Source organism: Bacteroidota bacterium, assembly GCA_041658205.1.
In the GTDB taxonomy this organism is placed as follows: domain Bacteria; phylum Bacteroidota; class Ignavibacteria; order UBA10030; family UBA8401; genus UBA8401.
Genome location: JBBAAO010000002.1, coordinates 529579 through 546053, shown reverse-complemented (window position 1 = coordinate 546053; position 16475 = coordinate 529579). Strand labels below are relative to the sequence as shown.

At 39.7% G+C, this 16475-nt stretch carries 16 protein-coding genes; all 16 read right to left on the bottom strand.

The window, feature by feature from the left end; all coding sequences use genetic code 11:
- Position 1: 1 nt before the first annotated feature.
- The 16 genes from WDA22_14260 to WDA22_14185 all read right to left on the bottom strand — a co-directional run bounded on the left by WDA22_14260 (position 2) and on the right by WDA22_14185 (position 16399).
- Positions 2 to 358, bottom strand: coding sequence for an STAS-like domain-containing protein (locus WDA22_14260; GenBank protein ID MFA5834639.1), 357 nt, complete (start codon positions 356 to 358; stop codon positions 2 to 4).
- Positions 345 to 1196, bottom strand: a complete 852-nt coding sequence (locus WDA22_14255) for a hypothetical protein (protein MFA5834638.1) — start codon at positions 1194 to 1196, stop codon at positions 345 to 347. Before WDA22_14255 ends, WDA22_14260 begins: the two co-directional genes overlap by 14 nt.
- The gene (locus WDA22_14250; GenBank protein MFA5834637.1) at positions 1189 to 2538 is read right to left on the bottom strand and encodes a hypothetical protein; all 1350 of its coding nucleotides are present in this window, start codon (positions 2536 to 2538) and stop codon (positions 1189 to 1191) included. Before WDA22_14250 ends, WDA22_14255 begins: the two co-directional genes overlap by 8 nt.
- A 10-nt stretch (positions 2539 to 2548) precedes the next feature.
- Complete coding sequence (locus WDA22_14245; GenBank protein MFA5834636.1) at positions 2549 to 4195, bottom strand: class I SAM-dependent DNA methyltransferase; 1647 nt, start codon at positions 4193 to 4195, stop codon at positions 2549 to 2551.
- Between the two features lie 4 nt (positions 4196 to 4199).
- Positions 4200 to 6512 carry a DEAD/DEAH box helicase family protein gene (locus WDA22_14240; protein MFA5834635.1) on the bottom strand — a complete coding sequence of 771 codons (2313 nt, stop codon included), beginning with the start codon at positions 6510 to 6512 and terminating at the stop codon, positions 4200 to 4202.
- A 114-nt stretch (positions 6513 to 6626) separates the two neighbouring features.
- Positions 6627 to 7715 carry a calcium/proton exchanger gene (gene cax, locus WDA22_14235; protein MFA5834634.1) on the bottom strand — a complete coding sequence of 363 codons (1089 nt, stop codon included), beginning with the start codon at positions 7713 to 7715 and terminating at the stop codon, positions 6627 to 6629.
- A 110-nt stretch (positions 7716 to 7825) separates the two neighbouring features.
- Complete coding sequence (locus tag WDA22_14230; GenBank protein MFA5834633.1) at positions 7826 to 8305, bottom strand: DinB family protein; 480 nt, start codon at positions 8303 to 8305, stop codon at positions 7826 to 7828.
- Between the two features lie 151 nt (positions 8306 to 8456).
- Positions 8457 to 9644: a response regulator gene (locus WDA22_14225; GenBank protein MFA5834632.1), complete on the bottom strand. Its 1188-nt coding sequence runs from the start codon at positions 9642 to 9644 to the stop codon at positions 8457 to 8459.
- Positions 9645 to 9781: 137 nt separating this feature from the next.
- Positions 9782 to 11230 carry a hypothetical protein gene (locus WDA22_14220; protein MFA5834631.1) on the bottom strand — a complete coding sequence of 483 codons (1449 nt, stop codon included), beginning with the start codon at positions 11228 to 11230 and terminating at the stop codon, positions 9782 to 9784.
- A gap of 15 nt (positions 11231 to 11245) precedes the next feature.
- The gene (locus WDA22_14215) at positions 11246 to 11947 is read right to left on the bottom strand and encodes a hypothetical protein (protein ID MFA5834630.1); all 702 of its coding nucleotides are present in this window, start codon (positions 11945 to 11947) and stop codon (positions 11246 to 11248) included.
- Position 11948: 1 nt separating this feature from the next.
- Positions 11949 to 13013, bottom strand: coding sequence for a hypothetical protein (locus WDA22_14210; GenBank protein MFA5834629.1), 1065 nt, complete (start codon positions 13011 to 13013; stop codon positions 11949 to 11951).
- A gap of 237 nt (positions 13014 to 13250) precedes the next feature.
- Positions 13251 to 14009, bottom strand: coding sequence for a YjbH domain-containing protein (locus WDA22_14205; GenBank protein ID MFA5834628.1), 759 nt, complete (start codon positions 14007 to 14009; stop codon positions 13251 to 13253).
- On the bottom strand, positions 14006 to 14248 hold the full coding sequence (locus WDA22_14200; GenBank protein MFA5834627.1) for a hypothetical protein: 243 nt from the start codon (positions 14246 to 14248) through the stop codon (positions 14006 to 14008). Before WDA22_14200 ends, WDA22_14205 begins: the two co-directional genes overlap by 4 nt.
- Positions 14217 to 14519 carry a BrnT family toxin gene (locus WDA22_14195; protein MFA5834626.1) on the bottom strand — a complete coding sequence of 101 codons (303 nt, stop codon included), beginning with the start codon at positions 14517 to 14519 and terminating at the stop codon, positions 14217 to 14219. The genes WDA22_14200 and WDA22_14195 overlap by 32 nt, the downstream gene beginning before the upstream one ends.
- Positions 14504 to 15946: a cysteine--tRNA ligase gene (gene cysS / locus WDA22_14190; protein MFA5834625.1), complete on the bottom strand. Its 1443-nt coding sequence runs from the start codon at positions 15944 to 15946 to the stop codon at positions 14504 to 14506. The genes WDA22_14195 and cysS overlap by 16 nt, the downstream gene beginning before the upstream one ends.
- An 81-nt stretch (positions 15947 to 16027) precedes the next feature.
- On the bottom strand, positions 16028 to 16399 hold the full coding sequence (locus tag WDA22_14185; GenBank protein MFA5834624.1) for a four helix bundle protein: 372 nt from the start codon (positions 16397 to 16399) through the stop codon (positions 16028 to 16030).
- Positions 16400 to 16475: the final 76 nt, after the last annotated feature.

Genomic DNA, 16475 nt, shown 5'->3' with positions numbered 1-16475 from the left:
TTTACGCGGGAAGTCGTTGCGAATAATATTCTGCGGGTGAAATGTGTTGTAGTTTCAACGTGCGACGCAACTGTGCATTATGCACAGTAATTGCAACCTCATCAACATCGTCTTCTTCCATTCCCACGATGGAAACTTTTTCCTTAAATGCGGTATCATCCCAATCATTATCAATACATAACTGACCGAATGAGTGATTAAGAAATGTACTCGAAAGGAACTCATACCCCGCAAAATCTACCACTACGGGAGATGCTTCCTGCAAACCATCGTTAATCGATTGATATAACGATGTTCCTTTATCGGGAGAGAGTAAACAAGGATTTCCTACGAGCGAAACAACTTTAATTGTCTTCATTGTTCTCGCCTTTTAATTGATATGTATAATTGTCATAGATAACACGAATATTGACCAATGTTCCATCAATATAATTTCTGAGCTTAACGGCAGGGGTCACACTATCATCAGCATAATAACCAACACCAGACGCGATTTGAAAAGTTCCGTGATTAACAGTAAGGAATCTCCGCAAAAGATGCAACCCCATACCGGCAGACTCCTCAAATGGGCGGGTTGAATTACCCTCCTGAACCGCCCAAGTGATGCACTCTGAATCACTTGCAGGAGCTTTATCTTTTAAATAATTTCTTGTCAATGTTGGTATTCCATACCCTGAGTCATAAAATGCCACCTCAAAATAACCTTTCAGTGGATAAAATTGGCCACATGCAGAAACGCCGAACTCACCTTCACCGTGAGATAACCCATTATTAACTATTTCCCATAAGTTCTTTACTATTTTTTTACGCAATTTTTCTTCAATCGTTGGTAAAAATGGGACAATGTCATTTAATATCCATTGCACTACTTGTTCTTCTATCACACTTAATGTGCCAGAAAACCTTTTTAAACAAATAATCTCTGTTTGATTAAAACTATCGCACCCTTTGCTGTTTGGATGAATAAATTCAAAACCAACTTGTTTCAGGTATTGATTTGCTCCATCGTAAATAGATTGAAATTGTATTTTCTTCTGTTTGTTTTGTAACAATAACAATTGATCTAAATAGACTACACAATATGGACGGAGAAAATTTACTTTAGCAATAAATAGTTCACGTTTGCACTGTTCAATTTGTTTTTTGAACAGTGCAAGTTGACCAAACGATTGATGATTTATACTAAAGTTAAGCATTAGATGATTTATATTTTACTTTAGGCTCGGCAGCGATTTGATATCCGAGAGGTGGGTTTTTATAGTTTTTTTTACTCTCAAATGCATCTCTCAAAACTACATTTTTTAACTGTTTGGAAAGAGTTTCTGATGAAGTGATTTGATTATCTAGTTGTGCACTAAATTGCATAATTTTTTCGATAGCATCAGTAATACGTTTTTGTTCAGTGAATGGTGGAAGCGGAAAACATTTGAGCAAAACAGTGTCTCGATTTATCCCAGGTATAAGACCATCTTTTTGAGATTGAAATTGTTCAAATTTTGTTTGCAGATAAAAGTTTAAGAATTTTAGATTAACACCCATATTTCGAACAGCCATAAGCTGTCTTGAAATTGCAATATTGTCTTCATGAAGAATATTTGTTTTCCCGACTCCTGATCCTTTCACTGTAATGAGGATATCATTTTTCATTGCGATAACCTTGGGTTTTGTTGACCATTTTGAAAACTTTGGATGTATTTCGCCAAAATCAGACGGGCCTGTTAGATATGGATTTCCTTCACCTTTTAAGTTATAGTCTTGTACTTCAATATGTTGCCCAGAAATTAAATCAATTACTTCTCCTAATCTACACCACATCCAACCTTTTGGTAGATCAAAAGGGATTTCTTCAGGTTTAATCAGGGGTAACGGCTTTTCTTTTTTTATTTCCCCAGCCGAAAGAAGTTTTTGTTTTTCTTCTTTTATTCGTGCAAGAAGATTGGTTGCAGGTTCAGCATTCGGATTATGAGATACCAGTTTACCTTGTATTGCATCCTGTAAAATTTGCTGGCGCAATTGCTTGAGGAATTGTTGTTGATTCTCGATTTCAATTTGGAGTTGTTTATATTCTAATTCAGTTTCTAATATTTTATTTACAATTTGTTTTTGAGAATTTAATCCCGGCAATAATATCTCAAGTGGTAAAAAGTGTTTAGGTTTTATTTCGGTCTTTATTCCGCCAGGAATTTTTGCTTTAATTAAATTAATAAAAGCAGCACTTTTTAAAAACCATTTCAAGTAATCTTTATTGATCTGTTGTTCATCATACGAATATGATGAGTAATGGATGGTTGCGGTTATATCTTCGTCCCCTTCGTAAATAGCAACGGCACCTTTGGCAACATTTATTCCGGAGATCACCAAATCACCCTTCTTTATCAAAATCATATCGGTGTTCGATGTTTTCTCAGAAAGGTAAATTGCGCCAGAAAAATCAATTTTATCGATTCTTTTTAGACCATTTATTGCAGCATCGTCTGGTTTAAATCGCTCTTCTCTTGGTAGTAAGAAATCTCTGAATGAGGTGATCTTGGATGGCATTTATGAAGTTCTACAATTCTGATTTAATGTGTTCAATTAATTCTAAACTCTTTGCAAATGATTTATTCAACTTTTCAATAATTTCTTTACTTGTATATTCTACACTTTCTTTCTGAGCTACCGGGTTTTTTATATCCAATTCAAATGCCGCACCATAAATTGAATCACCATTTTGCTGTTGTTCTTTAACAATTTTTTCCTGCGCACCAATCTCACTTTGAAGTCTTTGTCTTTCTTCAAGTAATGGTTGTTTCTCTTCTTTTCCTTTTAGGTCATCATCAATTCTTGTAATCCTTTTTTTATGGGCATCAATAATACTTTGCGCGTTTATTGCTGCTTCCCAATACTGTTTTGCCTCTTTTTTGGCTTCGGTAATTTTTTGCCCGATATTTAACTTCCAACTGATTTCACTTTCTTTTCGTTTTTTCCACCATTTACGGATTGGTTCAAATTCTTTTAATTGGATCGGTCTTGTTTTGCTGTATGCCTTTTGCGTTTCGGGCAAACGATGTTCGTAATACCAAATCTCTTTAGTCGGTTTTCCTTTCTCAAAAAAAATCAAATTTGTTGCCACTGAAGCGTATGGCTGAAAAACAGAATTTGGCAACCGCACAATTGTATGCACATTACACTCTTCCAGCAATTTTTGACGAATACGAAGCTTTAAACCGTCTCCGGTCAACGATCCGTCCGGCAATACAATCGCCGCTCTTCCGCCTTCTTTTAATATTTTTGTTATAAGCACAAGAAAAAGATCCGCAGTCTCTTTTGTGCGATACGCTGCTGGAAAGTTACCAGCAATGCCGTCTTCTTCCATTCCGCCAAACGGCGGGTTTGTAAGCACGATGTCCACTTCATCTTCTTTTTTATAATCACTAAATGGTTTAGCAAGAGTATTGTCGTGAAGGATATTGGATGGAACCTCAACCTCATGCAACAACATATTGGTCATACACAACAAATGCGGAAGAGGCTTTTTCTCAACACCATAAATACTTTTTTGTAATTTGTCCTCTTGTTTTGTAGTGCGAACATATTCCTTTCGAACATGTTCGATTGTGCAAGTAAGAAAACCGCCTGTCCCGCAAGCAGGGTCAAACACTTTTTCTCCGAGTTGCGGATCAATCATTTCAACCATAAATTGCGTAATTGGGCGTGGAGTATAATACTCTCCGGCATTACCTGCGCTTTGCAAGTCTTTAAGAATTTGTTCGTAAATATCACCAAGGATGTGACGATCTTCCGATTTTTTAAAATCGATTGCACCGTTAATTTTATTGATCACCTGACGCATTAACGTGCCGGACTTCATATAATTAAACGTATCTTCAAAAACCGAACGAACAATATATGTTCGTTCAGGATTTCCATTTGAAGGGAGTTCTTTCAATCTTCTGAATAATTCGTTGTTCACAAACTCAATTAAATCTTCGCCGGTCAGTCCTTCCGGATTTTCCGCCCACGTTCTCCATCGGTACTTTTGAGGAATGACGGATTTGTATTTACTATTCAGTAATTCAAATTGTTTTTCCTGATCATCAAGAATTTTTAAGAAGAGCATCCATCCTAATTGACTGATACGCTGTGCATCGCCGTCAAGGCCGACATCTTTCCACATTATATCTTGAATGCTTTTTATTACACCACTGATTGACATAGTTTTATGCTGCTTGATAAAGTTGTTGTTCTAATTCTAAAACTGCTTGTTCGTATTGCTCTTTACTTCCAAATGCTTCAAAAATCTCATACGGGGTACCAAAATCTTTAATCGGTTTTACTCTCAGAATTCGAATATCTTCAATATTTTCAATTCCTTCATCGGCATATTTATCTATTAGTGCAGAAAGAATTTCTCTCGCTTTACCACCATATTTTGTGAAATAATTTCTTTTTTTTACATTGTTCGCACGTTCTTTACGGGTGAGCGGAGGTTGATCGAATGCAACGTGGCAGACTAAATCAAATGGATCAATATTTCTACTGACTTCTTCTTCCATAGCCTCAATAAAAATTCCATGCTCTTTCATTTCTTCTATAATTGCGCTTTTTTGCGAGGATTTATTCCAAAGAATAAGGAATTGATCAAGGGAAGAATATTCCTTAAGAATATTCTTCCTTGTGTAATCTTTCAAAGATTCAGTAACAAGTTTTCCATCTTTGTCATAAAATTGTACTCGTTCTGCAACAACAAAAACAGAAACGTTATTCACATAATATTTCGGTCTTGGTTCACCTTCTCCACCCACACCCCCACCACCTCCTCCTCCACCCGAATTATTTCCACCGTTGTTTCCATCGCCGTCCCCATCTATGGGAATAGGAATACCATCAAAATCGGGATCTGAAAAATGCTCCGTTGCCTTGCGGAAATCCATTATCGTAAAAAATAATTTCTGATAATCTTCATTAATTCGCGTCCCGCGTCCGATTATTTGCTTAAAGAGCGAGACAGATTGGATGTTCTGATCAATAACAATCAGCTTACACGTTTGTGCATCGATTCCCGTTGACATTAATTTTGAGGTTGTAGCAATGACAGGATATTTACTGTCGGGTAAAATAAAATTATCAAGTTCCATTTTACCAACAAGATCATCTCCGGTTATTTTCATTACATATTTTCTGTTTTCGTTAACAAGATCAGAATTACAATTCACCAATTGTTGTCTCATTCGTTCTGCGTGATCAATATCTTCACAAAAGACAATGGTTTTATCAAAACGGTTTGTTCGAGTTAAAAAATCAGTAATTTTTTGAGCAACAAGTTCTGTTCGCTTTTCGAGGACAAGTGTTTTGTCAAAATCTATTTGATTATAAATCCTATCCTCAATTTCTTGACCTAATTTATCCCTTTGTCCTTTTGTTGGTCTCCAACCTAATAAATCTTTGTCGAGATCAATGCGAATAACTTTGTAGGGAGCAAGAAAACCGTCTTCTATTCCTTCTTTTAATGAATAGAAAAATACGGGGTCACCGAAATAATCAATGTTTGAGATATATTCAGTTTCTTTTGGCGTAGCAGTTAATCCAATATGAGTTGCAGAGCTAAAATATTCAAGTATCTCTCTCCAAGCACTGTCTTCATCGGCACTACCACGATGACATTCATCGATAACAATAAGGTCAAAAAAATCAGGAGAAAATTCTTTGTAAACTTTTTGTTCTTCCTTCGGACCGGTAATCGCTTGATACAACGACATATATACCTCGTACGACTTGTCAATCGTACGATCGGTAATTTTTGTCATTACGCCACCAAACGGTTTAAAATCATTCACCATAGTTTGGTCAACAAGAATATTTCGATCTGCTAAAAAGAGAATTCGTTTTTTCTTTTTTGCTTTCCATAAACGCCAAATAATCTGAAAAGCCGTGTAGGTTTTACCAGTTCCAGTCGCCATAACCAACAAAATTCGATTTTGTCCCTTTGCAATAGCTTCAATCGTTTTGTTGATTGCACTCATCTGAAAATATCGTGGTTCTTTTTTGCTACCATCAGAATAATAATCTTGAGTAACTACAGATTGAATCTCAGATGAAATATTTTTAGCATTACAATATTTCTTCCATAATTCTTCTGGCGATGGGAATTGATTCAGTGATATTTCACGTTCAACAACACCGTTTGTAACTAATCTATCGTGTTCTAAAAACGAATCACCGTTGGAACTAAAGACGAAAGGAACTTGTAGTTTTTCTGCATACCGAAGTGCTTGTTGCATTCCATCACCAACGCCATGCGTATTGTCTTTTGCTTCAATAATTGCCAATGGTACGTTCGATTTATAATACAAGATGAAATCTGCTCGCAATGGTTTTTCACGAAAGACAGCATTGCCGCGGACAACAACTTTTCCCTTAGTAAAATTAACTTCTTCACGGATTTGAGTAAAACTATCCCAGCCCGCATCTGCAACAGCAGGTCGAATATAGAGAGAGCAAATATCGCGCTCAGAAAGTTCTTTTTTATTAATGTTTTCCATATTCATCAATACAAAAAATCCGCAGTAAGCCTTAAATGCCACCTCTGCGGATTCATTCTCTGTAAATGTAACCTTTTTCTGTTATGCTTGCAATTCTCTCTAAATCTATCCCGGTAAAAAGTAAAACACCAACGCAAAAATGATATAGACAGAGATCAACTGCACACCCTCCAGCCAATTACTTTCTCCATCGCTGGCAATTTGTTCTGTGATCAATGCTGAAAGCGCAATGGCAAGTAATTCAATCGGCGTAAAGACAAGATCCATCGGTTTCGGTCCCAAAAAATAACTTGCAAAAACAAGTACCGGAGAGACGAAAAGCGCCACTTGAATGCTGCTCCCGATTGCAATTCCCAAACTGAGATCCATTCGGTTCTTCATAGCAACAAGGATCGCTGTGCTGTGTTCTGCCGCATTTCCAATAATGGCAACAACAATCACTCCCACAAAAATACTCGTCATTCCCATTGCCTCGGCCGCATGCGAAACTGAAGCCACAAGAATTTCACTCATCCACGCAATAAAAAATGTTGCAACCGCTAATACAGTAAACGATCGTGCTAAACTCCATGCTTTGCGATGTTCATTTTCAATCTTTGCCGCCTCTGCTGCTTCGCCGATAAAGAGTTGTTTATGAGTCTTTAAGGAAAAAAGAAGACTCAACCCGTACGTAACAACAAGAACAACAGCAATCTCCATACTGAGATCAGCTTCACGATCAGCAATATCTTTCCCGCCAAAATAGTGAAACACTGCGGGACCAATCAATCCAATGGATGCCAGTGTAAGCATGGTCGAAAGAGCACGCGCTCCTGCAGCACTGAACGTCAATGTTTTATGCTTCAATCCCCCTGCTAACAGCGATGCACCAAGAACCAACAGAATATTTCCGATAATCGATCCGGTAATGGAGGCTTTCACAACATCATACAGTCCCGCCTGCAAAGCCATTAACGCAATAATCAATTCTGCAGCGTTGCCAAAAGTAGCATTCAACAATCCGCCGATCCCTTCACCGGTTTTTTCTGCAAGATGTTCCGTTGCTTTTCCAAGCCAGCCTGCCAAAGGAACAATAGAAATACACGAAAAAAGAAACAATGTCGTTTCTGAAAAATGAAACGCATACTCACCAAGGATCGTCAATGGAACAAAAAGTAATAACCAATCAAGAGAGGGTTTGAAGAATCGATTCATAAAGGAGGCGAAATAAGGTTAAAGATTCAGCATACTGGATGCAAGATCCTGAATTCAGAGTTTATCGTTTTGATTTTAAATTTGTTATTTGGAATTTGGAAGTTCGAATTTCACTTTTGCAGTCTCTTTAACAATTGTATCTGTCCTGCGTGATACACGTCGTGCATTGCAATACCTGTGATGGTTTGGAGGTTGCTGAATTTGCTCCCATGAGGATATTTACCTAAATCTTCCGTCGAGATTTTTTTAACCTCGTCAACAAGTAACTGGTGCATTTCTTCGAGAAGTTGAATGTCTTTTTTCCAAGCGGATGCTATTCGATTTTCGGGGCGTTGAAAAAAATTACTTCCTTTTAACGGAAACGATCCATGTTTTTCGCCGGTCAACCGGCGGCGCACAATATATTTCCAATACGCGCAATGAACAACAACTTCCCAAATGTTATGCCGTTTCGCGGATGGGCGCCAGCAGATCTGATCAAGGGAGAGTCCGCGGATGGAGCCACGAAGATTCGTACCATGCCAGGCACGTGTGTGATATGATTCTTCAAGTTGTTGAACAAGAGCATCAATGATTGACGATTGTTTCATAGTATTGTCCTCTGGTCAATACAATTCAGCTGTATCTATTTTGATTTATGTTAATTCAAAAACGTCAGAAAGGATACATTCAGATTGGAGTTCATTCTGACATCCATTTTCAATTGGATGAGATATTGTATTTTTAGTACGATGGTAAACGTTATCTCAGCAGTAATCTTCCATCAATCGCAGCAAACAGCAGATCCATATCGATCGGTTTCGTCATACATGCATCAAATCCAAGCCGCAGGGCGGCATGAAACACTTTTTGACTTTTTGCATCACTCACAAAAAAGAATGGTGTTCCTTTAAGTGCCGGATGTTCCTGTACTTTTTGGTAAAAACCGAATCCATCTAAATGGCCTAGCGGAAATACCGCCTCGGTAATAATCAATTTCGGATGTTGTTTAATCATCACTTGCAGCGCATCTTCAGCTCTTGCAGCAATAACTACTTCAAAATTCCGAGACTGAAGTGCACGCATCAACGTGACTAATTGATTCTTATCCGGTTCGACAATAAGAATTCTCGCTTTTGGTTGCGTCCCCTTCTTCGCATCCTGCACTGCCCGTTCCAGTGAAGCATGTTCCTCTTCCGTGATGGCGTACCGGCGGCGCATCATATCCAACACCTGACGTTCCATATCCGTGATGACTCCATCTTTCCAAGCAAGTTTAAGCGCATCAATATACGCTTTGTGTTTCACCTTTCGCTCAATAACGGTATGCTCTTCCATGGTGATGTTGAAGATCTCCCGTACGACTTGAAGTTCCTGCTCTTCTTCCGGTGTTACTTTTCCATCGAACCAGACCTCTTTCATCATCTCATCGTACATCATCAAACTTCCCCGTTCCATGTCGATAGGCGTATCAACGGTCGGTTCCGGCTTCTTCTGTTGGATCGCTTCTTTAAAGACCTGACGACCGACCTGTTCCTGCTCCATGATCAATTGTTCAATCCTATCGGAATAGGCCTTCGCAAAATGATTTCCCGGATCGAGTGTGTACACCTCAGCGATCTTTTTTAATGCTTCCTGATACATCCGCTTGCCAATCATTTGTTCCGCAACGGCAAACATTTGCGCAATCATCTGCGTGATCTCTTCCTGGCTCGGTCCCTTTGCTAAAAGGTCATCCGGCGAGGCGTTTTGCTTTTGAATCAAGAGTATTCGCTGTTGAAAAGAGCGGGCGAGAGAATGTTTCGGATCGATCTGGAGCGCTTTTTTAATTTCTTCAATTGCTGCTTCAAAATTTTTTGCGCGCACCAATTCATCCGCATAACGAAGATGCTTTGAAATGAGATCTCGTTGCTGGTCGTTAGATATGACGGTCGGTTTATTTCCAAACATAGTGAAGTGTCCCCCCAGGTAAAACTGCTATACAATAATATAACTTATTGAAAGTCTGAACGAAACTCAACTTTAAAATACGAACGCCGCTGGGAAGCGGCGTGCATAATAACAATCAATTTTAGAAGTGTCCTGGTCTAAAAACGATAGCTGACGGTAAAATTCACCAATGTTGTCGTGATCGATTCGTCGGTTCTGGAAGCGTTTGCCAAACCCGGGATAGAGTATTGATTGCGAAATGATTTATAAGAACCATATGCGAATGCACCATCCAACACAACATTCCGTTGAAGGAAAATACCGATTCCTCCGGTGAACATGGTCTGATCAAAAGTGCTTGGATCATTTTTATACGGCGATGGAGTCACCGAATATCCCCCGCGGACTCGCATTTCGGTAGTCGGGATGTCGAACTCTGCACCTATCCGGTAACTGACAGTTGACCGGAAAAGCGATTGTAATTGTGTGTTCTTTTTTTCCATCGCCGGACTATCTGTCCACTCAATCTGCGCCCAATCGACATAGTCAACATCCACAGCAAGCAACAATTCCGGTTGAATGTACAATGATCCTCCCGCACCAAATGTCCACGGTGAACTAACACCGTATTCGTTATTGGAATTGGGGGCAGAATATTTTTTTGCTGGATTTGTTGTATTCCATGAGCCGCCATTATTATCGAATACACTTTCACCTTCGTTTATGTACGTCTCCTGCACTTTAATTGATGTCGGTCCTTTTGCAATCAATCCTACCCGATAAAGTTCTGATCGATACATCATTCCCAGGGTAATATTGCCGCCGCTCAATTCGCTGCTTAAAAAACTATCATAATAAAATTTGTTGAACCGTAAATAGGCAGAATCTTTCAGAAGACTTGCGGCAGTGTTATTATAGATGTTGCGAGTATCCTCCTCCACATAGTTTCGTGTGTAATCATACATCCCAGAATAGACATTCAAAGAAACACCGAACGAAATATTTTCTTCGATATCAACTGCGCCGGCAAATGACCATTGACCAAGATTTCCTCCTTCTTTAATTACTCCGCGTTGATTGACATTATTTTGAACAGCACTGTATCCTGCAGAATTAGTCAAATACGTATTGAAGGGAATGTCATATTGAACATCGGAATCGTACAACGATGAAATAATGGAACTTCCACTGTTGAATCCTTCAAACTTCACTGTCGATGCATAATCGGCGATTCGGCTGTATCCAAACGCAAATACAAGACTCCCTTGAACAGTCGGGAACGGAAAGACAAATCCAATATTGTCCAGTGATGTTGCAGAAGTGCTTGCATTTTGTTTTGCAGAAAAGAATGTTGCATCATTGGAAAGGCCAGTGCTTGATATCCCTCCCATCATTTCTAATCTTCGCATCTGCGCAAGTCCTGCGGGATTCCACACAGCAGCGCTGTAATCATCCGATACGCCGATATACGCATTTCCCATTCCGAGGGCGCGCGAACCGGAACCATTCCCTCTTGCTGAATATCGTAAGGCATCTTCGGAAGATTGAGCAAATACAATTGTATGCATCAACAACATTGTTGTCATAAACAAAATAAAACGCATCATGGTTTTTCTCACTAATTATCTCGGTCTGTTGCCATTATCATCCCTTGTTGCTCCGTCGCTTCGAGTACGGTTGGATGAATTGGTATTTTCATTTGATTCTCTTGTTCTACCGCTGTCATTTGTTTGTGCCGGCGGTGTCGATGGTGCCACTTGTACTGCCGGAGCTGGAGTAGATGGTACCGGTGTTGTTCCACCCACCGGAGCTTGCGGCTGTGTGTAAGTCGGTGAAGAAATCGGTGCGTTTCGTTCACCCTCTTTATTTTCATCACGCGTTGATCCACCATTTCGAATTCTGTTCCCATCGCCGGAAGGAAGATTCGTCGTTGTTGTTACTGTCGTTCCCAAAGGTGTCCACCAAGGAGTCACGGGGTCATATGGGCTCGGCCAATAAGGTGAGGGGCTTGGAACAAGAATACTCGGTTGAAGAACGGATCCATCAATCCACAACCGTGACGACAATGTAATTCCATCATGAACTGTTCGAACTCCATAATACTCCAAATCTTCAGTGCGTTCGTTTAATTCCGTGACGCTATGACACGTAACGCATGATTGATTGTAATTGATAGAATAAGAATTATCCGTAAAATTTTTCTTCGGTTGATAACGCTGTGTGTGTACAAATTCCTGCGGTGTCATTAGTTTTGTATAACATCCACTTTGAGAAAATGCGAACATCACAACAATAGTCATCATCAATGTTAATTTTGCATGCATATTAGTCTCGTTTCCTTCCGCTTCCACCCGACGAAGAACCTCCACCACTGCTTCTGGGTGGAGCAGATTGCGGCGGCGTTGATTGCGTAGGAGGATTGTACGACGGCTGTCGTGTCTCTCGCGGGCGTTCAACAGGACGCGCTTCATCTTTTGGCACTGATTGTTTGACCGGAGGTGAATATTTCGGCTCACCTCGTTTCGGTCTTTCCACTGGACGATCTTCACTACCTGGACGTTTATTTTTTGGTGGTGTATATGTCGGTTGATTATTCTTTGGATGCTCGGTTGGTCGTGCTTCTCCATCCGAATTCGGACGATTATGTGTTGGAGGATTGTATCCAGGAACATTTTCGCGAGGTGGTTTATTTCCTTTGTCATTGTCAATCGGCCGTGCTTCATCTGCCAATTTTGTAGGACGTTCTGTATTTAATCGTTCCCACCATGGTTGTTCTGGTTTTCTTCCGGACGTTTCTATCGGGCGTGCTTCGCCAGTGGTTGGACGAACGTCAGTACTTGTTATAGGCGGTTCTGTTGTTGGTGTAGTTCCGGGGATCGGTCGAAGTCGATCTTCCGGTTGCGGATCTCTCGTCGGTCCATCCGTTCTTGGACGATTCGGCGTTGCCGGATTATTTGCATATACTGGCATTGAATAATATCCAGGGTAGTAGGCGATTGGAGGATAATATGGATACCACGGATGATAATATGGTGATGGATAATAGCACCAACCATACGGCGGATAATAGGTATAAAATGGATCGTAATACCATGATGGCCGGTAGGACATTCCCCAATAATAGTCATTGAAATAGGAATGATAATACGAGCTTATCCAGGATGAGTAAGTAGGATAATAATAATTGAACGACACGCGAAGGCGAGATTGGCGATAATCATCGTCGAGGTAATAGTGATTATTGATCGTCGTGTTGCCTTCATCATACGATGTATCGGAATCATAGGCAATATCGCTTTCCTGACGCTCCACCGTAGCAAGTTCTGTATAACATCCTGCAAGTGAAAAAACAACAATTGCAGAAACGAATAATCTCAGCACGGATTTCATATCGCACCTCTTGATGTTTAACTGTTTAAATGAACAGCCGGGAACGGAAAATCATTCCTTACAATACAATGTACCACAAAACCGTAAGGTTATCAATGTAGATGAAGAATCAGTAGCGAAGGTTTAATAGATAAGCAGGTTGTGAATGAATAACTTCTTGATAATTGTACTGAAATGAATCAGAAAAGTCAAAGGTGCTTAACAAACAGCTGAAATTATCGAAATTTCAGAAATTTTCTAAAATGTCCTTACATATTCTACTTTTAATGTCCGATTTGCAAATGTGACATTTTTTTGATTTTTCACAACATTTTTCAAATCAAAACCAAGAGTCAATCCGTTTGCAAGCGACCACCGAATTCCGGTGTTCAAATATCCTTTTCCCTGACCAATTGCTCTGGCATGGCTGTCGTTAAATGCAAAATCGTATTCTGCTAAAAGCGAGAGTTCCTGTCCGAATGATTTTTCCACTCCGGCAAAAACATCCATGTCTTTATCACCATCTTTCTTTTCCATCGACCAATTCACCCCACCGTGAAATGAGAGAAAGCCCATGAATGAATAATTTTTGCTGGCAGCAATGAAAATTCCGCGCGACTTAATCGTAAATCGTTCGAGTGAATCAATGTATGTTTCTTTTCCCTGTGAATCGAAACCAAATGCTATCGCCGGCATTGATTCACTTTCATCAAACAGGCGATACTTCAGCATCACACCCGGAAGTTTTTGCATCTGAACATTTGATTTCCCGATAACACCGACTCCGCCATACGAAATACCAAACGTTAAACGATCGAGCGCGCCGGCATACAATCCGAACATCAATCCCCCATCCTGAAAGAAGTTCGATTCAAGCGAGAACGCTCCGCGTTTAAGGAGACCCGCCGTTGGAGTATCAATGAGATAACGCGGTTCAACATTCGCCGCATCACCAGCGGAGTTTTGTGCGATAACAGGAATTACTATGAATAGCATTGAAAATAAATATTTTTTCATCGCACGCTCACTTTACGATGCAGAGATTGTCTTGGGACAATTTTAAGAATAGCGCGCAATGTATCATTCACAAGTTTTCCATTCGGAAAAATCTTTGCAACGTCCGCGTCAAGTAAAATAATTTTGCGTTTGCCGAGTTTTTGTGCAAATCGGTTCGGTTTTGCAATGCTATAATCGAGTTTATATTCGGGCATTAATTCAAAATCATCATTTGATTTCATTACGGTTGTTTTCTTCATATTCTTTCCTTTCACGTTTTGTCACTTTACGTGCACTAAAAATTCGGATACTATTTTTTCTTTCGGTAAATGCAACAAATAATAATCTTCCTCTTATAGAATTCCCTATAATTATCTCTCTTACCTCACTAAGAGAATGACGAGAGTCATCAAATATCTTCGCAAGAGGGTTGTAGAACACAGTGGATGCCTCTTCAAAAGTAACATTATGCTGCTTCAAATTCAAACTGGCTTTGTTGTTACTCCATTCAAATTTCAGAATTTCTTCCACGTAGTACCTTCTTTTGTATCTTCAATCTTAATTTTCATTTCTTCTAACCCTTTTCTAATAAAATCAGCAACTTCCCATGCTTGTAATCGTTTAGCTCTTTGACGTGCTTGAATGTGCAAATCTAATAGTTTTTCTTCTAATTCACCTGACTCTTTCGCATTAACCGAGAGCCTAATACCAAGCACTATCTCAGAAGCAGAAGAAAAGAATTCATCGAGCGTTATTAAAAATTCGTGAGACGCATTTTGTCCGTCGGTAAGCAGTTCATTCGTTTCTCGAACAAGTTCAAATAAAACGCCGATAGCGGCCGGAGCATTGAAATCGTCATTCATTGCTTCAAAGAAGCGTTTCTTGTAATCCTTCAATCGTTCTTTGAAATCGCTTGATCCTGTTCGTTTCTTTCCGATTTCTGTACGCAAACGGGCAACGGTGCTGCGTAATTTTTCCAAACCTTTCGCTGCTCCTTCCACAGCCTGCTCACTGTAATCAAGCGTGCTTCGATAATGACTTTGCAGAATGAAAAATCGTATAACCCCCGGTTCGAATTTTTTGAATGCATCCTTCAATGTGGTAAAATTCCCGAGCGATTTCCCCATCTTCTGACCGTTGACCGTTACCAAATTATTATGCATCCAGTATTTTACGAACGGTTTTTTTGTAAGACTCTCGCTTTGGGCAATCTCGCACTCGTGATGAGGGAATTGATTATCCATTCCTCCGCCATGAATATCGAATGTCTCACCAAGATACTTCATCGACATCGCAGAGCACTCAACATGCCATCCGGGAAAACCTAATCCCCATCGTGAATTCCATTGCATAATGTGATTCTGTTCCGCTTTTTTCCAGAGTGCAAAGTCTGCCGGGTGTTTTTTTTCTGACTTAATATCAACGCGCGTTCCGCTTTCGGCATCTTCAAGAATTCTTCCGGAGAGTTTTCCGTATTCCGGATCTTTGCTCACATCAAAATAGACGGAACCATTTACTTCGTATGCAAAACCCTTATCCAGCAATTGCTCCGTCATCGCCAACTGTTCCGGAATATGTCCCGTAGCGCGGGGAGAGATATCGGGACGAAGAATATTCATCGCGTCCATATCCTCGAAATATTCTTTGGTGTACAATTCCACCACCTGCATGGGATGGAGTTTATCTTTGCGAGCTTGTTTTGCAATTTTATCTTCCCCCTCGTCCGCATCATCCGTCAAGTGTCCCACGTCGGTAATATTTTGCACATACGTTACTTTATATCCAAGGTAGCGTAAATATCGAACAACAATATCGAATGATACATAACTTTTTGCATGGCCAAGATGCGAAAGTCCATACACTGTCGGTCCGCAGACATACATGCGCACAACGCCTTCAGTGAGAGGTTTGAATTCTTCTTTTGTACGAGTGAGAGAGTTGGTAATAATTAAAGGCATTAGATGTATAGTTGATTTTTTTGAAAGAGAAAAATAATATTGGCTTTTAGCTTTTGGCTCTTAGCTGCTAGCGTATGGAAACTAGTCATTTAAATGTTTGTTCGAATTAATTTTAGAGATTAAAGTGTTTACCATTTTTTGTTCAGAAGAAATCAATGCAAAAACATCTTTAATTACTTCGCTGGGCACCATTTTCAAATTTTGAATTAGAATTAATTGTGTTTCCAATTCGAAGGATGATCCTATAGCAATTTCAAGATACCGTTTGAATTCAACTTCGCTGTTACGACTAGCCCCTTCGGCAATATTAGATGGTATCGAGACAGCCGCTCGCTGAATTTGAGAACGTAAACCATATTTCTCAGAATCAGGCAATAACGTTGACAGCTCATAGATTTTCGTAACAATTTCTACAGCCTGGATCCAAATATTTAATTTTCTGAAATCTCTCATGAGCAAATATAGATTTCATCTTGCAATTACGAATGCCTTACTGCCAATAGCTAATGACTAACAGCCAACAGCTATT

Bases quoted from the DNA above. Each gene is read 5' to 3' on its own strand.
- WDA22_14260 (MFA5834639.1), bottom strand. From the start codon at position 358: ATGAAGACAATTAAAGTTGTTTCGCTCGTAGGAAATCCTTGTTTACTC.
- WDA22_14255 (MFA5834638.1), bottom strand. From the start codon at position 1,196: ATGCTTAACTTTAGTATAAATCATCAATCGTTTGGTCAACTTGCACTG.
- WDA22_14250 (MFA5834637.1), bottom strand. From the start codon at position 2,538: ATGCCATCCAAGATCACCTCATTCAGAGATTTCTTACTACCAAGAGAA.
- WDA22_14245 (MFA5834636.1), bottom strand. From the start codon at position 4,195: ATGTCAATCAGTGGTGTAATAAAAAGCATTCAAGATATAATGTGGAAA.
- cax (MFA5834634.1), bottom strand. From the start codon at position 7,715: ATGAATCGATTCTTCAAACCCTCTCTTGATTGGTTATTACTTTTTGTT.
- WDA22_14230 (MFA5834633.1), bottom strand. From the start codon at position 8,305: ATGAAACAATCGTCAATCATTGATGCTCTTGTTCAACAACTTGAAGAA.
- WDA22_14225 (MFA5834632.1), bottom strand. From the start codon at position 9,644: ATGTTTGGAAATAAACCGACCGTCATATCTAACGACCAGCAACGAGAT.
- WDA22_14220 (MFA5834631.1), bottom strand. From the start codon at position 11,230: ATGATGCGTTTTATTTTGTTTATGACAACAATGTTGTTGATGCATACA.
- WDA22_14215 (MFA5834630.1), bottom strand. From the start codon at position 11,947: ATGCATGCAAAATTAACATTGATGATGACTATTGTTGTGATGTTCGCA.
- WDA22_14210 (MFA5834629.1), bottom strand. From the start codon at position 13,013: ATGAAATCCGTGCTGAGATTATTCGTTTCTGCAATTGTTGTTTTTTCA.
- WDA22_14205 (MFA5834628.1), bottom strand. From the start codon at position 14,009: ATGAAAAAATATTTATTTTCAATGCTATTCATAGTAATTCCTGTTATC.
- WDA22_14200 (MFA5834627.1), bottom strand. From the start codon at position 14,248: ATGAAGAAAACAACCGTAATGAAATCAAATGATGATTTTGAATTAATG.
- cysS (MFA5834625.1), bottom strand. From the start codon at position 15,946: ATGCCTTTAATTATTACCAACTCTCTCACTCGTACAAAAGAAGAATTC.
- WDA22_14185 (MFA5834624.1), bottom strand. From the start codon at position 16,399: ATGAGAGATTTCAGAAAATTAAATATTTGGATCCAGGCTGTAGAAATT.